Origin of the sequence: Geomicrobium sp. JCM 19039 (genome assembly GCF_000698145.1) — a bacterium.
In the GTDB taxonomy this organism is placed as follows: Bacteria; Bacillota; Bacilli; order Bacillales; family Marinococcaceae; genus Geomicrobium_A.
In genome coordinates, this window is sequence record NZ_BAXB01000017.1 from 18,688 (window position 1) to 36,619 (window position 17,932).

Annotated in this window: 16 protein-coding genes; 12 read left to right on the plus strand and 4 right to left on the minus strand. The window is 46.3% G+C overall.

Annotated elements, in window-relative coordinates; genetic code table 11:
- Positions 1-6: 6 nt before the first annotated feature.
- Positions 7-570 carry a metalloregulator ArsR/SmtB family transcription factor gene (locus JCM19039_RS15145; RefSeq protein ID WP_042428719.1) on the minus strand — a complete coding sequence of 188 codons (564 nt, stop codon included), beginning with the start codon at positions 568-570 and terminating at the stop codon, positions 7-9.
- A gap of 148 nt (positions 571-718) precedes the next feature.
- Here JCM19039_RS15145 and JCM19039_RS15150 point away from each other — a divergent pair, with 148 nt between their 5' ends.
- Positions 719-1,540: an AraC family transcriptional regulator gene (locus JCM19039_RS15150; protein WP_042428720.1), complete on the plus strand. Its 822-nt coding sequence runs from the start codon at positions 719-721 to the stop codon at positions 1,538-1,540.
- 488 nt (positions 1,541-2,028) lie between these two features.
- On the opposite strand, the gene JCM19039_RS15155 is transcribed toward JCM19039_RS15150, so the two are convergent.
- Positions 2,029-3,618, minus strand: a complete 1,590-nt coding sequence (locus JCM19039_RS15155) for a PucR family transcriptional regulator (protein WP_042428723.1) — start codon at positions 3,616-3,618, stop codon at positions 2,029-2,031.
- 153 nt (positions 3,619-3,771) lie between these two features.
- Here JCM19039_RS15155 and JCM19039_RS15160 point away from each other — a divergent pair, with 153 nt between their 5' ends.
- From JCM19039_RS15160 to JCM19039_RS15195, 8 genes are all read left to right on the plus strand, one after another.
- Positions 3,772-5,220 (plus strand): CoA-acylating methylmalonate-semialdehyde dehydrogenase, encoded by a 1,449-nt coding sequence (locus JCM19039_RS15160; protein ID WP_152550229.1) that lies wholly within the window; start codon positions 3,772-3,774, stop codon positions 5,218-5,220.
- A gap of 21 nt (positions 5,221-5,241) precedes the next feature.
- Positions 5,242-6,609, plus strand: coding sequence for an aspartate aminotransferase family protein (locus JCM19039_RS15165; protein ID WP_042428729.1), 1,368 nt, complete (start codon positions 5,242-5,244; stop codon positions 6,607-6,609).
- Positions 6,610-6,883: 274 nt separating this feature from the next.
- On the plus strand, positions 6,884-8,119 hold the full coding sequence (locus JCM19039_RS15170) for a Zn-dependent hydrolase (protein ID WP_042428731.1): 1,236 nt from the start codon (positions 6,884-6,886) through the stop codon (positions 8,117-8,119).
- A 91-nt stretch (positions 8,120-8,210) separates the two neighbouring features.
- Positions 8,211-9,581, plus strand: coding sequence for an NAD(P)-dependent oxidoreductase (locus JCM19039_RS15175; RefSeq protein ID WP_042428734.1), 1,371 nt, complete (start codon positions 8,211-8,213; stop codon positions 9,579-9,581).
- Between the two features lie 18 nt (positions 9,582-9,599).
- On the plus strand, positions 9,600-10,865 hold the full coding sequence (preA, locus tag JCM19039_RS15180) for an NAD-dependent dihydropyrimidine dehydrogenase subunit PreA (protein ID WP_042428736.1): 1,266 nt from the start codon (positions 9,600-9,602) through the stop codon (positions 10,863-10,865).
- A 15-nt stretch (positions 10,866-10,880) separates the two neighbouring features.
- Positions 10,881-12,293, plus strand: coding sequence for a dihydropyrimidinase (gene hydA, locus JCM19039_RS15185; protein ID WP_042428739.1), 1,413 nt, complete (start codon positions 10,881-10,883; stop codon positions 12,291-12,293).
- 45 nt (positions 12,294-12,338) lie between these two features.
- Complete coding sequence (locus JCM19039_RS15190; protein WP_042428741.1) at positions 12,339-13,799, plus strand: NCS1 family transporter; 1,461 nt, start codon at positions 12,339-12,341, stop codon at positions 13,797-13,799.
- 5 nt (positions 13,800-13,804) lie between these two features.
- On the plus strand, positions 13,805-14,011 hold the full coding sequence (locus JCM19039_RS15195; RefSeq protein WP_042400723.1) for a hypothetical protein: 207 nt from the start codon (positions 13,805-13,807) through the stop codon (positions 14,009-14,011).
- Positions 14,012-14,895: 884 nt separating this feature from the next.
- Here JCM19039_RS15195 and JCM19039_RS15200 read toward each other — a convergent pair.
- Together JCM19039_RS15200 and JCM19039_RS15205 are read right to left on the minus strand one after the other, a co-directional pair.
- Positions 14,896-15,363: a hypothetical protein gene (locus JCM19039_RS15200; RefSeq protein WP_042428744.1), complete on the minus strand. Its 468-nt coding sequence runs from the start codon at positions 15,361-15,363 to the stop codon at positions 14,896-14,898.
- Complete coding sequence (locus JCM19039_RS15205; RefSeq protein WP_042400720.1) at positions 15,360-15,575, minus strand: helix-turn-helix transcriptional regulator; 216 nt, start codon at positions 15,573-15,575, stop codon at positions 15,360-15,362. The genes JCM19039_RS15200 and JCM19039_RS15205 overlap by 4 nt, the downstream gene beginning before the upstream one ends.
- Positions 15,576-15,680: 105 nt before the next feature.
- Here JCM19039_RS15205 and JCM19039_RS15210 point away from each other — a divergent pair, with 105 nt between their 5' ends.
- From JCM19039_RS15210 to JCM19039_RS15220, 3 genes are read left to right on the plus strand one after another with little or no spacing between them, the layout of a single operon-like run.
- The gene (locus JCM19039_RS15210; protein ID WP_042428841.1) at positions 15,681-16,259 is read left to right on the plus strand and encodes a GNAT family N-acetyltransferase; all 579 of its coding nucleotides are present in this window, start codon (positions 15,681-15,683) and stop codon (positions 16,257-16,259) included.
- Positions 16,256-17,068, plus strand: a complete 813-nt coding sequence (locus JCM19039_RS15215; RefSeq protein ID WP_042428747.1) for an SDR family oxidoreductase — start codon at positions 16,256-16,258, stop codon at positions 17,066-17,068. The genes JCM19039_RS15210 and JCM19039_RS15215 overlap by 4 nt, the downstream gene beginning before the upstream one ends.
- Positions 17,069-17,081: 13 nt before the next feature.
- A complete protein-coding gene (locus JCM19039_RS15220) occupies positions 17,082-17,900 on the plus strand; it encodes a DUF368 domain-containing protein (RefSeq protein WP_052398855.1) in 819 nt (272 codons plus the stop codon).
- Positions 17,901-17,932: the final 32 nt, after the last annotated feature.

The following is a 17,932-nucleotide window of genomic DNA, read 5'->3' on the forward strand; positions in this document are numbered from 1 at the left end:
CAGGGATTATACCGGCCACATTTCCGGTGGATTTAGTTCATATAGATTGTCTTTACGGTACATAAAATGCGTCATAATCCATTCTCTTCTGACGGTAGCAAAGTCATCGTAAAAGTGCAGGATGTGTTCATTGATAACTTTTTCAGGGTAAACCTTTCCGTGCTCTAATCCACGAAGCATATATTCAAGAACAATTAATTTCTTTTTACGTTGTGCGGGGAAAGATTTAAGTTTTCCTGCCGAATCAAGGAAGTTGTTTAGTACTTGTGTCTTTTCAGCTTCTGTAATATCAAACATTCCGTCTCCTCCAATCTCAGTAATCGCCCGTGCCATTCGGTCTAGATTCTTCTCATTTAACGAGAAATAGATTGTATTTTTATGCCGTTGTTGATGGATGATATCGATTTCTTTCAGCTTTGCCAAGTGATGGGAGATGGTAGGGGGTTTGAGGCCGAGCTTGCCAGCAATTGCCCCGCCGTGTAGTGGCCCACGTTTCAGCAAGCTAATTATCCGCACCCGCGTTTTGTCTCCCATCGTTTTATGAAAGTGAACCAGTCGATCAAATTGCATAATAACCTCCAATCTAATTCGATTATAATCTAATTAGATATAAATTGAAATAGATGAAGGGAAAATAGAGTCATGCACACGAAAGCACAGAAAGACGGATGGGCAATGGGGTGTTTTGCTAAGCTAGATATTAAGGAGGTGATTGAATGTGGATGTGTTGAACCAATTCAATCGTGCAATTGACTATATTGAAGACAATTTGGACGGTCAGATTGATATTGAAGAAGCGGCAAAGAAAGCGTACAGCTCACCGCATCATTTCAAACGAATGTTCTCCCTCGTGACCGGGGTGACGTTCTCTGAGTATGTGCGCAGAAGACGTTTGACCCTCGCAGCATTTGCATTGCGGGCGGATGACGTAAGGGTGTTAGATGTAGCGATTATGTATGGGTACGATTCGCCAGATGCGTTTACAAGAGCTTTTCACGCGTTGCATGGCATCACGCCTCGGGAAATGAAAACGACGGAGAAGCCGATTAAGGCGTACTCCAAATTAAGTTTCGACATTAAAATAAAGGGAGTGGAAGAAATGAATTACCGATTGGTGGAGAAAGATGCATTTCGTGTTGTCGGAGAGAAAGAAACCGTTAAAATGAAAGATGAAACGTTCGACCCTCAGCTTTGGGGTCGATTAGAAGAAGTGGAAGAGCGTGTCCGCTCGTACGATAATACCTCGTTCGAAGGACCAATTCATCTGTCAGTCACAAAAGAAGATGGGGATGTGGACTATTATATTGGCAGTGCCACCACTCACAAAACCCCAGACAACCTAGCAGAAATTCACATTCCTGCAAACACATGGGCGGTGTTTCACGCGGAAGGACCGATGCCCGAATCGCTCTTAGACACGTGGTCACGCGTATATACAGAATGGTTTCCAACCTCAACGTTTGAGCTCGCCAAAGCTCCAGAAATGGTCCGAAGTACACAGACGCATACCGAAATCTGGATTCCAGTGAAGCAAGCGTAAGCGAAAAGGCTCGGTGGTCAAAGATTGACCACCGTGATTTCTATGCACTCCCGATCAAAAGAGCAATACGGTTTATGTTTCTGGCTACTGTATACGGTGTGGTAAGAAGTCCTAATGCCCCATATATTCATTTAAGTGACACTTGGGAAAGAAAAATCTTCATTTTAAACGTGGGTGCGCACATAAACGGAGTCAACGGTCACAAATCGGGATATATGTGACCGTTGAGGGTCGAAAGTGCACGGTTTAAAGGCTGGATTGTCACATAAGTGGCAGGTCATCACACGCTTGCGCCAGATGGTGACCATCGGTCACGTCTTTTTACCATTCAGCAAACGTCTTCCGTGTTGCCCACAATCCTTGCAGCAACGAACAACGATCGACATCGAAGTGAGATAAACTTTAACAGACGATAGGTAGGCGTTTGCCTATAAAGACCGATCTCCTAGAAACTCCCAAATCCCGAGCAACCATCGCCATCCCTCCCGTTACTGCACTTTATTACGAGAAACGCCATTCAACTTGTACGCACTGATCGCCACTTCGGTGGCGAGTCGTAGTAGCGGGGTATCGGTGATGGGCAGACCGAGAAGCTCCTCGATGGTGTGCAACCGGTGGTATAACGTTTGCCGGGCAATATGCAACTTCGTTGCGGTTTGTTGTTTGGAGCAATTTTGCTCTAAGTAGATGTTTAGCGTATGGAGTAGTTCGCTGTTTTTCTCTTCATCATATTTCAATACTGGGGCCAAATACGTACGAACAAATTTTTCTAACGTATCATCTTCCAATTTAATGAGCAACTGATAAATGCCGGTATCTTCATAAAAATGAATGGATGTTTGCTCGTCTGTAGCGGTGATGTTTACAACGTCATCGGCTTCTTGGTATGCGCACGCCGCGTGTTGAAGTTTCGAATACGTTTGACTGGCAAAGATTCGAATCGGCAGTTGGGATTCGCTCGTATGAATGATTTTTTGAAAGCGCTCTTTTTCCTCGTCGTTGGATTCGAGATTAAAAGCAAGAACAATGTATGAATGGCTGCTGCTCGTCGTAATGACTGATTCAAATCGATGCTTTTGAAACAAGTAACGTAGAGACCGTACGGTCTGAAATTGCTTCGTTTGCCGATTTTCTAGCGACGTATTATCATCGATCATTTTAACGATGCATAACCGGAATTGCAGTTCTTCTTGGTCCCGACACACTTTAAGCAAGTGTGTTCTTGCTTCCCGTTCACTCGTGAGCTTTTGGTTAAGCAGTTCATGAACCCAAGATTGTTCATTCAGAAGCCGGTTTTCCTCGGAATGAAAAAAACGGAGCAGATTTTGTGCAAGAACATTGGTTGCCCGTTCAAGTGCGAGCAAGTCAAACGAACGAAGAGGTGTACAGTTTTTTATGAGAAGCAGACCCCACGCTTGTTCCATCGTTTCAATCGGCTTAATTAAGTACGATGCGTTCCTTTCTTCGTCGTACCATGTGCCTGGAGCCTCAGGCATCTCTTCAAATGTTTTTTGAATTCGGTTTTGTTCGTCTTTAAGGAGAGAAGGTAGAAAGTAAGCTTGTGTATCTTTTGGCAGGAAAATCAAATCTTTTCCCGTAACCTCTTGAAGTTTTTTTAGAATCTTTACGTTGCCGTGAACGTGTAGCGTAAATTGGTGAAATTCATTAGAAAGCTGGTCCAATTCTGCGAGCTGACGATGCTGTTCATTTAGAATTTCCCCATGCAAATCTTCGGTGATGTCGACAAATCGAACAACTTGTGTAAAAACGATAATCGGAAAGTGGTGGACATTCGCTGCTTCAATAATCTCTTCGGGGACCGAAGGATAGTGGGCACTCAATTCAATACAAAGACAAGCGGCACCGTGTTCGATGAGCTTGTTAACATATTCCAATCCTTGTTCTTTTAAGGCGACAGCCGTACTTAAAATCATTTCATTGCCATGAAGCAACGTGTCGAAATTGAGGATCTCTAGCACATGGACCCAGCGAACCGTTTGCTGGAGGTTGGCGTGTTCATTGACCACTTGAGCATTTTCAAACGTTGGTCGTTGTAAAATTTCTTCAATTGTGAGCATGTGTCATATGCCTCCATGTTCATGATGTCAGTCAAAATCGAGGAAAGATTGGACAGTTTGTCACCTTATATTATGCAGAAAATTTGATATATTGTCTACAATGCATCGGCTGTATACACAATACGTATGGTCGAAGAACATGGAGGGACAATGATGACGACAATGCTAAAAAATTACATCGGTGGACAATGGACAGATTCAAGTCGAGAAGGTGAAGATGTATTCAACCCTTCAGACGGGTCAATCATTGCGCACACTCCGTATTCAACAAAAGAAGACGTAGACAAAGCAGTAGGAGCGGCCAAAAAAGCGTATGAAACTTGGCGAAAAGTACCAGTACCGGTGCGGGCGAGATACATGTATACGTACCATGAGTTACTCGTTGAACATCACGAAGAACTTGCGCGACTCCTCACGAAAGAAAACGGAAAAACATACAAAGACGCCTATGGCGAAGTACAACGAGGGATTGAGAACGTTGAATTTGCCTCAGGTGCTCCCGAACTCATGAAAGGCGAAATCCTTCCCGATATCGCAAATGGCATTGAGTCGGGTATGTATCGTTATCCTGTAGGTGTCATCGGCGGCATTACGCCGTTCAACTTTCCGATGATGGTGCCGTGCTGGATGTTCCCACTTGCGATTGTTTGTGGAAATACGTTCGTCCTCAAACCTTCAGAGCGAACGCCACTGCTCGCGCAGCGACTCGCTGAACTTCTTTCAGAATCAGGCTTGCCCGAAGGCGTATTTAACATCGTTCACGGAGCCAAAGACGTTGTAAATGGCTTACTCGAACACAAAGACGTAAAAGCAATTTCCTTCGTCGGGTCCCAGCCCGTTGCTGAGTATGTGTATGAAACTGCCGCGAAAAACGGCAAACGCGTGCAAGCACTCGGTGGCGCCAAAAACCATTCCATCATTTTAAATGATGCCAACCTAGAGAAAACGGTAGAAGGTGTGATGAACGGTGCATTCGGAAGTGCAGGTCAACGTTGTATGGCCACATCTGTCTGTCTCGTACAAGATGGCGTGGCCGATGAGTTTTTAGCTCAATTAAATGCAGCGGCGGACAAATTAACAATGGGTAACGGGATTGATGAAGGGGTTGACTTAGGTCCCGTAATTCGCAAAAGTCAACTTGATAAAGTGCACAACTATATTGAGCTTGGTGAAGAGCAAAATGCGACCCTCGTTCGAGATGGGAGAAAAGATGTCGAAGCTAGCACGAGTGGGTATTATCTCGGAGCGACTATTTTTGATCACGTCACGACGGAGATGACGATTTGGAAAGAAGAAATCTTTGCCCCAGTTCTTTGTGTAATCCGAGTGAAAGATTTGACAGAAGCGATTGAACTGACGAATCAATCTGATTTTGGAAACGGTTCGGTACTGTATACCGCAAGCGGCTCAGCGGTCAGACAATATCGCGAGGACATTGAAGTCGGTATGCTCGGCGTTAACGTCAACGTTCCCGCACCGATGGCATTTTTCCCGTTTTCGGGTTGGAAGAATTCATTTTATGGAGATTTGCATGCAAACGGACGAGACGGCGTGGAATTTTTTACACGGAAGAAAATGCTGACGAGTCGCTGGTTCGATTAAACCTTTGAGAGGATGAGCGAAATGGCTGACCAAACAAAGCAAAAAGAGTTGTATGAAAAGGACAAAAGGTATGTTTGGCATCATATGAAACCGTACCAAAATGATCAAAACCCGATGGTCATTGAGCGGGCAAAAGGAGCTTGGATTACCGACGTTGAAGGAAACGACTACTTAGACGGTATGTCAGGTCTTTGGTGCGTCAATGCCGGATACGGTCGTGATGAGCTCGTCGACGCTGCCGCCGAGCAACTTCGGCAAATGCCTTTTCACCCGTTGTCCAACAGTCATGTGCCTGCCATCGAACTTGCCGAAAAGCTAAACGAATGGCTAAAAGGCGATTATCGAATGTTCTTCTCCAACAGTGGCTCTGAAGCGAATGAGACAGCTTTTAAAATCGCTAGACAATATCATTATCAAAATGGGGAACCCGGCAGGTATAAGTTCATCTCCCGCTACCGAGCGTATCATGGCAATACCCTCGGCGCGCTCTCTGCGACCGGTCAGGCGCAACGGAAGTTTCGCTATGAACCGCTGCTCCCTGGATTCATTCATGTCCACGCCCCTGATGAATACCGGGCGCCCGATGGACAGTCCTTTGAAGAATGGAGTCTCGCTTGTGCCCGGATGATGGAAGAGACAATTGTGTGGGAGCGCCCCGAAACGGTTGCTGGCGTCATTATGGAGCCAATCATTACAGGCGGTGGCATCCTCATCCCACACCCTGCCTATGTAAAAGAAGTGGAGCGAATCTGCAACAAGTATGGCATTCTCCTTATCAATGATGAAGTGATCTGCGGATTTGGTCGCACAGGTGAGAACTTTGGCTATCAAAACTACGGCATCGAACCTGACATTGTAACGATGGCAAAAGGCATTACGAGCGGGTATTTGCCACTCGCTGCAACAGCGGTGAAACAAAAATATTATGACGTCTTCAAAACCACAGACGAAAGCGATCATTTCCGGCAAGTCAACACGTTTGGCGGCAACCCCGCCGCGTGTAAACTCGCACTGAAAAACTTAGAAATTATGGAAAAAGAAAATCTCGTCGCCCGTGCGAATGAACTCGGCAGCCGGATAAGACAAAGCATCGAGCCACTCACCGCCGAGCCCCACATTGGTCATATCCGCCAGCAAGGACTGCTCATCGGCATCGAGCTCGTCAAAGACAAGCAGGCGAAAACACCTGCAAGTAAAGAAATGGTCGGTGGAATCATTGCGGCTTGCAAAGCGAAAGGACTCATCGTCGGCAAAAATGCCGACACTGTTGCTGACTACAACAATGTCCTCACCCTTGCCCCGCCGCTTAGCATGACCGACGAAGACTGTGATTTGATTATCGAGACATTACAGTCTGTACTCAAAGATACCGCCATCGTTGCCCAATAGAACAAATCCTCGAGAGCGCTCTCGAGGATTTGTTCTTTAAGGAATGAGATGAAGAGGACAATGGAAAACGGATGTAGAAACAAGTAGTAACGAACATTGGCGCTTCCATTCTTCGATTTAATGATGATCGTATGGACACTTTGACTAACAAATGGATTCAAAAATAAACATTTTGTAACATGTACACGCTTTGGGATGCGTGTAGAATTGAAGGTATATTTAAAATTCAATAAATTCTAAACATGTAGTTTTCAAACGTAAGGAGGCGTGTCGCTTGAAGCAACAGAAATTGCTAATCAATGGTGACAGACTAAAACAATCACTAGAAGAATTCGCATCGTTTGGAAAAACGGAGAATAATGGTGTTACACGCTTGGCTTTATCAGAGGAAGACCGACAAGCCCGCAATTATTTTCGGTCGTGTTGTGAAGCGTTAGGGATGACGGTGAATGTTGATGATTTAGGAAACATGTACGCGACACTTGTTGGAACGGACCGTGAAAAGCCACCGGTCGTTATTGGTTCTCACTTAGATTCTGTGAAAAAAGGCGGGCGTTTTGACGGTGTGCTCGGTGTACTTGCAGGCTTAGAAGTCGTTCGAACGATTGTTGAGCACGGTGTTCAGCACGAGTCTTCGATCGTGATTGTAAACTTTACGAATGAAGAAGGTGCCAGGTTTGAGCCGTCCATGATGTGTTCAGGTATTCTTTCTGGGAAGTTTGAGAAAGAAATGATGTTTGCAAAAAAAGATACGGAAGGGATTTCGTTTGAAGATGCGCTAGAGAACGTTGGTTATGCTGGAGACGTGAGTCACCGTTTGCAACAAGCGAAAGCTTTTCTAGAGTTGCACATTGAACAGGGGCCAAGTTTAGAGAGGGAAGAATTAAAAATTGGTGTCGTTGAATGTGTCGTTGGTATGGTCTGCTATGAAGTTGTTGTGAGTGGTGAGTCGAACCACGCTGGGACGACCCCGATGAATATGAGAAGAGATGCGCTGTTTACAGCGACCGATAAAATTGTTGAAGCGAGAGAGCAATTACAGAAGTTGGACGATGATTTGGTGTATACGATGGGGCGCATGAATGTTGTTCCGAATATTCATACAGTAATCCCGAATCGTGTTGTTTTTTCTATAGAAGCCCGCCATCAAGATGAAAAAACGATCGCGAGCGTCGAACAAATAATTAATCGTCTTGCGCAATCAGAAAGTGACGAAGCGTGTGAAGTAAGTGTAACGAAGCTTTGGGGACGAGGTACCGTATGGTTCAATCCTGAAATTGTTCATACGCTTGAGCAATCGGTCCAAGCGCTTGATTATCCGTATAAAAAGACGGTCAGTGGAGCTGGACATGATGCCCAGTTTATTGCGAGCTATATTCCATCTGCGATGGTGTTCGTGCCTAGCATTGGTGGGAAAAGTCATGATGAGGACGAAGTTACGCCTTGGGAAGATTGTGAGCGCGGAGTGAATGTCATTCTGGACAGTGTGTTGACGATTGCGGCAGAGTGAACTTCCACTCAGAAATATCTAAATATTCAAGTATTTTGTTAGAAAATCGTACATTAGACTTTTATTCTGAAAGAAAAGCAGGTGATCTTTGATGAGTACAGGGAATGAAATGTTGCTGGAGAAATTACAGGCGAATTTTAATGAAGTTGAGCCACCGCTCTCTCACCAAGAAGCGTTTGAAGAAGCCAGTCGTTGTTTGTACTGTTATGACGCACCTTGCATTACAGCTTGTCCGACGGGCATTGAAATCCCATCATTTATTAAGAAGATCGCAAGTGATAATTTACTCGGATCAGCAAGAAAAATTATGGAGGCTAATCCGGTTGGCGCTAGTTGTGCTCGTGTTTGTCCAACCGAGGAGCTTTGCGAAGGGGCTTGTGTGTTAAATGGTTCCACACAGCCGATTATGATTGGGAAACTGCAACGCTATGCCACGGATTGGGCGATTCATAATGAGAAAGTGTTGTTCAAATCTGGAAAACCGAATGGGAAAAGCGTAGGCGTCATTGGAGGAGGACCAGCGGGGTTATCGGCTGCACGGGAACTAGGACTCATGGGTTATGGCGTGACCATATATGAAGCCGAAGAAGAGGCTGGCGGTTTAGACACCTATGGCATTGTGTCATTTCGCCTGCCAAAGCGCGTATCGTTTTGGGAAGTGGATCAAGTGAAACAAGTAGGCGTCGATATTCGCACAAACACCCGCGTCGGTCGTGACGTTAGCTTAGAAGAACTCAAAGAAAATCACGATGCAGTTATCCTCTCCGTCGGCATGTCCGACGTGCCGATGCTTGGGATTGAGGGAGAGGAATTGAACGGTGTTCACGATGCCATTGAGTTTGTGAAACAAACGAAAAGTGGGCAACTGTCACAAGCGTTTGCTGGCAAAAAAGGCGTCGTTATCGGCGCTGGAAATACAGCGATTGATGGGGCAACGTGTGCGGTTCGACTCGGGGCAGAAAATATGAAGATCTTGTATCGTCGTTCCGAGAAGGAAATGACCGCTTATGACTTTGAGTATGAGTTCGCAAAGCAAGATGGGGTCGAGTTCCGGTGGTTAACGGCTCCGAAACGTCTCATCGGAGACGAAGCGGGCAACGTATGCGCCATTGAATGCGAGAAGATGGAGCTAGGTGAAGCCGATGCAGATGGGCGTAGAAGACCAATGCCAATACCGGATTCCACGTTCACACTCGAGGTTGATTTTGTCATTAAAGCGATTGGTCAAACTCGTTATACCGACCTATTAGAGCAATTTAATATCCACCATGATGGTGGGGTCGTGACGTTAAATGACGATCGCTTTGAAACGAGCGTAAACAATGTGTTCTCTTGTGGCGACGTTATTTTCGGTAAAGGTCAAGGTGAAGCGATGGTCGTTACTGCCTCGGAACAAGGCAAGCAAACGGCGTATCAAGTTCACGAGAAACTATCTGGATTACAAGCTGAGTCAACAGCATAGGAGGGGTATTATGCAGATTTGTATACAAATGTAGCAGGAATCAAATCACCGAATCCTTTTTGGCTAGCAAGTGCACCGCCGACAAACTCAGGATATCAAGTACAACGAGCGTTTGAAGCAGGATGGGGAGGCGCCGTTTGGAAGACGCTTGGAGAACCGATCATTAATACGTCGTCCCGGTTTGCTGCTGTTTCATTCAACGGACAGCGAGTAGCTGGGTTTAACAACATTGAACTCATTACCGACCGCCCGCTAGAAGTGAATCTACGTGAAATTGAAGAAACGAAGCTCCGCTTCCCGGACCATGCCATTATTGCTTCACTCATGGTCGAGCCCGAACAAGAGAAATGGCATGAAATCGTCAAGCGAGTAGAAGCGGTCGGTGTTGACGGCTTGGAATTAAACTTCGGATGCCCACACGGCATGGCAGAGAGAGGCATGGGGGCGGCCTCTGGTCAAGTACCAGAACTCGTGGAAAAGCAAACGTACTGGGTGAAAGAAGTAGCGCAAACCCCGGTCATCGTCAAGCTGACCCCGAATATTACCGACATTACCGTCACTGCAGAATCGGCTGTCCAAGGCGGAGCAGATGCGGTGAGTATGATTAATACAATCAATAGCCTCGCTGGCGTTGACATTCATACGTGGAATACCGTTCCGAATGTAGACGGAAAAGGCGCTCATGGGGGATATTGTGGACCGGCTGTAAAGCCAATCGCCCTTAACATGGTCGCTGAGTGCGCGAGAAACCCAAGCATAAACGTACCGATTTCAGGAATCGGGGGAATTGGTGATTGGCAGAATACAGTCGAATTTATGCTGATGGGTGCGTCAGGTGTGCAAGTGTGTACGGCTGCGATGCACCATGGTTTTAGTATCGTTGAAGATATGATTGACGGCCTAAGTAACTATCTTGATGAAAAAGGTATCGGGTCGGTCCAAGAGATCATTGGCAAGACTGTACCGAAGTACTCCGATTGGGGAGATATGGACTTAAACTATCAGACAGTCGCTAGAATTAATAACGACGTGTGTATCAATTGCAATAAGTGCCATATCGCGTGTGAAGATACCGCACATCAATGCATTGACATGTTAAAAGGCGAAGACGGTGAACCGATTTTACAGGTTCGTGAAGAAGAATGTGTCGGCTGTAACCTTTGCTCCATCGTTTGCCCAGTCGACGGTGCCATTGACATGATTGAAAAAGACAATAACTTGCCGCCACTCTCATGGAATACACGCCAGAATGCCATTAACGCTAAGAGCTTAGCCAATTCATAGAAAGGAATGGTGGAAATGAAGAAAATTATTCGAAACGGAACGATTGCGACCGCTGCAGAAACGTATGAAGCAGATATCCTTATCGTCGATGAGCAGATTGCTGCAATTGGGAAAGAGTTTAATGAGGATGGAGCAGAAGTAATTGACGCCGCGGGCTGTTACGTATTTCCAGGCGGGGTAGACCCCCATACGCACTTGGATATGCCCTTTGGCGGAACCGTGACACGCGATGATTTTGATACCGGAACTGTTGCCGCGGCGCACGGGGGAACGACGACAATCGTTGATTTTTGTTTAACCGAAAAAGGCAAGCCGCTCTCTGAGGCGATCACGACGTGGCACGAGAAATCAAAAGACAAAGCGGTCATTGATTACAGTTTTCATCTCATGATCGGTGAGATTACCGATGACGTGTTAGAAGAATTGCCGGCAGTCATTGAACAAGAAGGCATCACGTCGTTCAAAGTGTTCATGGCCTACAAAAATGTCTTTCAAGCAGACGATTCCACGCTCTTCCAAACATTGATCAAAGCAAAAGAGCTCGGCGCACTCGTCATGGTTCACGCAGAAAATGGTGATGTGATTGATTATTTGACGAAAGAAGCGCTTGCGAATGGAAAAACCGACCCGATCCACCACGCGCTTACACGCCCACCGTCGGTTGAAGGTGAGGCAACGGGTAGAGCTTGCCATCTGACGGCACTTGCCGATTCGCAACTGTATGTCGTCCATGTGACGTGTGAACAAGCAGTGAAACAGATTGAGGAAGCTCGCAAGGCTGGGGCAGATATTTGGGGGGAAACGTGCCCACAATACCTCGTTCTTGACGAAGAAATGATGAAAGGCCCAGATTTCGAAGGCGCAAAATATGTTTGGTCCCCGCCTCTCAGAGAGAAAAAACATCAAGATGTGTTATGGAACGCACTCAAAGTCGGATCACTGCAAACGATCGGTAGTGACCAATGCTCGTTTGATTTCGAAGGACAAAAAGACTTAGGCAAAGGAGATTTCACGAAGATTCCGAACGGTGGACCGATCATCGAAGATCGGATGAGTATTTTGTACTCCGAAGGGGTCGCCAAAGGCAGGCTATCTCTTAACCAGTTTGTTGACGTTACGTCAACGCGAGCGGCGAAGTTGTTCGGCATGCACCCGAAAAAAGGAACGATTTGTGTCGGTGCCGATGCAGACGTCGTCATCTTTGATCCAAGTGTGAAGCGAACACTGTCCGCTAGCACCCATCACTTAGCGGTCGATTACAGCGCCTTTGAAGGAATGGAAGTCGTTGGACAGCCTAAAACCGTGTTGTCACGCGGCAAAACGATCGTCGACAATCAAACGTTCGTCGGCACGAACGGTGCGGGTCAGTTTGTTAAACGAGCGAAATACGGAGAACCGTTGAAACAACAAGCCGCACTATCAAAATAAAAGAGAACGAGAGATTCGGAATATATCAGTAGAAAGGTAGATGAGATGAGTTCTAAAAGCAGCTATTTAAAGTCGCCTGATTTGTTTCCGATCTCTCAATTAAAACGAAAAATGAGCACGGTCGGGTTTGCCATTCTTTGGGTAAGTATGGCCGTCGTCCTCGCTGCGTTTGCTATTGGTGGAGATGGCATTCAAACGTTACCCTTACACCTCGTCATTATCGCAACGATTATTGGATCTTTAGGGATTGGCCTTTGCATGACGTTGACCGGGGACATCGGCATTGAACATGGGTTGTCATTCCCGGTGTATATGAGAGCTCCTTTTGGCACAATTGGCACGCACATTCCTTCGATTTTTCGCGGGTTCGTCGCCTCGTGCTGGTTTGGAATCAATACGTTCTTTGGTGCCACCGGGATTAACGCCATTTTGTTTATGCTGTTTGGCATCGATCAATGGTTCATTTGTTTTCTCATATTTGCCGCATTACAGCTTTTTAATACAGCATTTGGGATCAAAGCTGTCGAGCGTTTTGCTAATCTTGCCGCACCCGTAATTGTGATTATTTCTGGCTGGATGTACATCGCGCTTTCATCCCAAGCAACCGCCGCTGGGCGTGATGTGTGGGCGTGGGTGGAAGCACCAGCGGTAGGTGTTGAAGCGGTGAGTGCCTTCTTTATCGTTGTAATGGCAACGATGGGGTTTTGGGGTACGCTCGCTGCAGATATGCCATCCATATCACGATTTATAAAAGCGCCGAAGTACGAGCGGAGTTGGTTCAAACGCAATCGTGGTCAACTCATCGGCAGTCTCGTCGCTATGCCGATCGTTCACACATTCATGGTCATCGTCGGTGCAGTTTCGTACATGGCTGTCTTCAATTCCAATCCTGTAGAAGCATTAATGGAAACGACCACAAACGGAATCTTACTCGGCGTACTCATGCTCATGATCGCCCTCGCCCAATGGTCAACAAACACATCTTCCAATGTCATTCCCGCTGCCACCATCTTTTCCAACGTTGGCGGACCGAAAGTGCCATTCTGGGTAGGGGTCATGATCGCAGGGGCGATTGGCGTTCTCGTGCAACCGTGGAACTTGTTTGACATCATTGTACCGGCACTTCTTTTCGTAGGTGGCATTTTAGCCGCCATTGTGGGCATCCTCGTCGTCGATTATTACATCATCCGCAAACGTCGCGTAAACGTGACTGATTTATATGAAGAAACCGGACAATATCATTATTGGAAAGGCATCAACGTCGCTGGACTATTGGCGTGGATTGCAGGTGGAGGGGGTTCCCTCCTGTTCCCGTCCTATTCATTTATCATCGGTCTCGTGCTCGGCGGGACAGTATATTATGTTCTCGCCAAATATTGGTGGTTTAAGCGCTATCCGCAAGCAGAACTGGAAAACCCAGATGATGACACTTATCTCGGCTTAACCGTTGGAAGAGACTGGACCGTGCAAGACGAAGAAGTAGAAACTTTCAAAGAAGCGAGGTGAACGCTTTGAACGAGTACGACGATTATGTAAAAGAAAAACAAGAAATTGATGACTATATTCTAAGAGGGTATCAGATCAATGACGTTCGCGAAGACTTGAGTGGCGCACTGCTCACCCTCGTGAACGCCGATGGAGAAAGAGAGACACTGCGAATCGGTAACGCCGACGCCAGAAAATACTTTGCCGTTTTACTGCTAGATAAGTTGAACTAAAGAAATTCATTAAATCGGATGACCGAGAGGGGTCTTTGCGGGTGAGTGCTTGCATATTGTCTGTTGAAATTCATCTCGTTGCCGATTGTTGTTCGTCACTGCAAGGGTTGCGGGCAACAAGGACAACGTTTGCCGAAGGGTAAAAAGTTGTAACCAAGGTGCACTGCCTGGCACAAACATGTGATGGCCGGTCACGTATGTGACAATCCAACCCTTAAACCGGGCACTTTCGGCACGCAACTGTCACAAATCGTGATATTTGTGACAGTTGACTACGTTTATGTGCGCATTCACGTGTAAAATCATGATTTTTCTTTCTCAAATGTCACAAATATGGATATATGGGGCATTTGGACTTCTTTCCACACACCGTAGCCAGGAGGCAGAAACGTGATGTTGCACTTATACTTTGGAGTGCATAGAAAACACGGTGGGCGTACTATGACCACCGATGTTGTCCTTGTAGTCTGGACTGCAAGCATCCGCCTAAAGTGGAAAGAAACAACAATCTGTGCAATTAAGAAAATGTTACGTTCATCCTATGTTGATAAGTAAGCAAAAAAACGGGTGCCTTAGATAGGCATCCGCTTTTTTAAGGCTAGCACAAGTCGCTGTCGCCGAAAGCGCATGAGCATGGAGAAAGTGGCCTCGCGTTTGAGCATGCCAAACGGTATCCACCTGTGTGTAAATTTTATTTAGTGGAAATCTTCCCATTGGCATTTCAATGGGAAGATTTCTGGCTTCTATAGTGTGATCTTCACCCATTCATCCAGAAAACCAATGAAAATCAATCCATAGAATGGTCTATGGATTGATTTTTGATAGGTGCTGCGCTAGACAGTGTTGCATGAAGCTAGTCGGAGGCCACATCACAAATCAATGAGTTAGACAGCATAATACGCCCGGTTCCAAGTAATGGCATACACAATCACTTGAACGAGAGGGATGAGCATGACGATCAACACAGGAAAATATGGCATGGTCGTCATCACGAGTGGATATAGCGTAATGAGGGCACCGGCGAGTGGTACGGCATAGTACATGCTTACGTAAGAGGCTCGGCTCGCTTTTTGTGTAATGGTTTTCTCTCGTTCGTCGGTTTCTTCAATCTCTGCCGGGAGCCATACCGACTTACGGTATGGGATTTTTTTCGCCCTTGCGATGAAAAACTGGATGGCTGCGAAAATTGAAATTAAAACAATAGGCATCAAGTCCAATGAAGCGGAAGCTGCGAGTGATGGTTGTTGAATGGAGCCTACGAATTCGTGGACAAAGTTAAAGATGGCAACCAAGCTCCAGCCGAACAAAAATAACGTTACAAATGAACAAACGAGTCCCCAAACAATCTTCATGTCGTTTCCTCCTCTTTTTCCAATGTAAATATTTGTTCAACGGGTAATTCGAACACTTCTGCAATTCGCATCGCCAAGATGAGCGAAGGGGTGTAATTGTCTTTTTCTAAAGCGACGATCGTTTGGCGTGTAACGCCGACGGCCTGTGCTAAATCTCCTTGCGTGAATTGGTCTCTGGCACGTAGCTCTTTCACTCGATTTCGAATTTTCATCGTATCACCTTGTTATTAATGTATGGTTAACTTTACTTTTTGTCAAGTTGATTATACATTTATTTTTAAAATGATATACTAGGAATACGTGAAAGGGTGGGGCCGTTGAATCCGTTATTCCTTGATTTTCCACAACAATTTGAGACCGACCGGTTGTTGATTCGTCTACCGCTGCCCGGTGATGGTGAAGCTGTTTACGATGCGATACGTGCTTCGAAATCAGAACTAAAACCGTGGTTACCGTTTGCACAAAAGGAGCGTACGCTGGAGGATGTTGAGCTTGATCTCCGAGAAGCGCACATCAATTTTTTGAAAAGGGAAGACTTACGATTTCTATTATTTAGAAAAGATACGAGTCGACTTGTAGGCGTATCAGGACTACACCGGATTGATTGGGATGTCCGGAAATTTGAAATCGGCTATTGGGTTGATACAAGGCAAAGTGGACAAGGGTACATATCAGAGGCTGTTGCTGGGATTACGCAATTTGCGTTCGACCAACTCCGTGCGAGAAGAGTTGAAATTCGCTGTGACCGAATCAATCAAAGAAGTCGCGCTATTCCAGAGAAGGAAGGGTTTATGCTGGAGGGAATCTTAAGAAATGACGACACTGCCGCCTTTGACCCCCGTGAAATGAGAGATACGTGTGTGTATGCAAAGATTTCGAAAGAGGTGGAAGCTTGAAACTACAAAAAAGAAACGCTTACCCGTTACAAGGAAAGACCGTACTCATTACAGGTGTGAGTCGTAGAGCTGGAATTGGTTATGCGATTGCAAAGCAGTGTGCCGCTTACGGAGCATCCATCATGATTCAACATTTTCGCACTCACGATGAAGAGCAAGAGTGGGGCGCAGATCATCTCGAGGCAGTGATTGCAGGAATTCAACAAGAGATGACCCCTAGGGCGCAGTTCGGCCATTATCATAGCAATTTCCTCCAGGAAGACAGTGCAGAAACGCTCATTAAAACGGTCGTCAAAGAGCATGATGCTATTGACGGAATCGTCTGTAATCATGCACGGTCAGGTGGAGATGGCCCACTCGGCAATCTGACGGCACAAATGCTAGACAATCACTGGAAAGTGAATACGAGATCATCCGTATTGTTGGCGCAGGCGTTTGCCGAGCAATACGATCCGACGAGAGGCAGAGGGAAGATCATTTTCATGACCTCAGGTCAACGACAAGGACCGATGCCCGGTGAAGTTGCCTATGCACTCGCCAAAGGAGCGCTTGCAGACATTACACTCACGCTCGCTGACCAACTCGCCGACCAGAACATTTGCGTGAACACGGTGAACCCAGGACCGGTCAATACCGGCTATCTGAACGATCAGTTGTGGGAGGAAACACGCACGAAATTCCCATTTGACCGATTCGGTGAACCCGAAGACCCGGCACGGCTTATCTCCTGGCTTCTCACGGAAGAGGCGTCATGGATCACCGGTCAGATTATGAACACCGAAGGCGGATTTGCTCGGTGGCGGTCATGATGGAGGGGGTACGTTGAACTGGCGAAATACAGTAAAAGGCATGATGATGGGCGTCGTCGAAACCGTTCCAGGAGTGAGTAGCAGCACCATTGCCATGCTGTTAGGCATCTATGAAAACGTGGTTCACGCCATTCACAACCTCACAACGAACGAATATAAGAAAGCCGTTCGCTTTCTTTTGCCAATCGGGGTCGGCATTCTTGTCGGACTTGGTTTAACGATTTCCGTTATTAGCTATCTATTAGAGCATTTTCCGATACCGATCGGTTTTCTATTTATCGGGCTGATCGTTGGAATGTTGCCATTTATTTGGCGGGACGGGCTCGCTTCAGTGAGGCAGCAAGTGTACAGCTTTCCCCAGGTGATGCTCATGATCGGCTGTATCCTTTTTCTCGTTATGTTGAATGGGGTCGTCGGGGCAGACGCACGAGTCATGATGGAACTTACCTTTAGTGATTACGTGTATTTATTTATTGCTGGTTGGTTTGCGAGTACGGCGCTTGTGTTGCCAGGGATGAGTGGCGCGCTCATTCTCGTCATTTTAGGAGTGTATGAAACAGCACTGTTGGCGCTCACAACGTTTGAGCTACCGGTTGTTATCGCGATCGGTTCGGGGGTCGTCGTTGGCATTCTCATCATGGGCAAAGTGGTCCGATTTATTCTGACTCGGTACCGAAGAACAACCTATGCTGCCATTTTTGGTTTGTTGAGCGGCTCGGTGTTTATCGTTTTTCCGGGACTGCCCGTCACAGTGATGGAGTGGGTCGTGAGTAGCTGTCTGTTCGTAGGTGGATCGGTGTTTACATTTCAAGTAAGTTCAAAAAAGGGTTAATTGTATGAATAAAGGGTATGCGAGTATTACTA

Bases quoted from the DNA above. Each gene is read 5' to 3' on its own strand.
- JCM19039_RS15145 (WP_042428719.1), bottom strand. From the start codon at position 570: ATGCAATTTGATCGACTGGTTCACTTTCATAAAACGATGGGAGACAAA.
- JCM19039_RS15155 (WP_042428723.1), bottom strand. From the start codon at position 3,618: ATGCTCACAATTGAAGAAATTTTACAACGACCAACGTTTGAAAATGCT.
- JCM19039_RS15160 (WP_152550229.1), top strand. From the start codon at position 3,772: ATGACGACAATGCTAAAAAATTACATCGGTGGACAATGGACAGATTCA.
- JCM19039_RS15165 (WP_042428729.1), top strand. From the start codon at position 5,242: ATGGCTGACCAAACAAAGCAAAAAGAGTTGTATGAAAAGGACAAAAGG.
- JCM19039_RS15175 (WP_042428734.1), top strand. From the start codon at position 8,211: ATGAGTACAGGGAATGAAATGTTGCTGGAGAAATTACAGGCGAATTTT.
- hydA (WP_042428739.1), top strand. From the start codon at position 10,881: ATGAAGAAAATTATTCGAAACGGAACGATTGCGACCGCTGCAGAAACG.
- JCM19039_RS15190 (WP_042428741.1), top strand. From the start codon at position 12,339: ATGAGTTCTAAAAGCAGCTATTTAAAGTCGCCTGATTTGTTTCCGATC.
- JCM19039_RS15200 (WP_042428744.1), bottom strand. From the start codon at position 15,363: ATGAAGATTGTTTGGGGACTCGTTTGTTCATTTGTAACGTTATTTTTG.
- JCM19039_RS15205 (WP_042400720.1), bottom strand. From the start codon at position 15,575: ATGAAAATTCGAAATCGAGTGAAAGAGCTACGTGCCAGAGACCAATTC.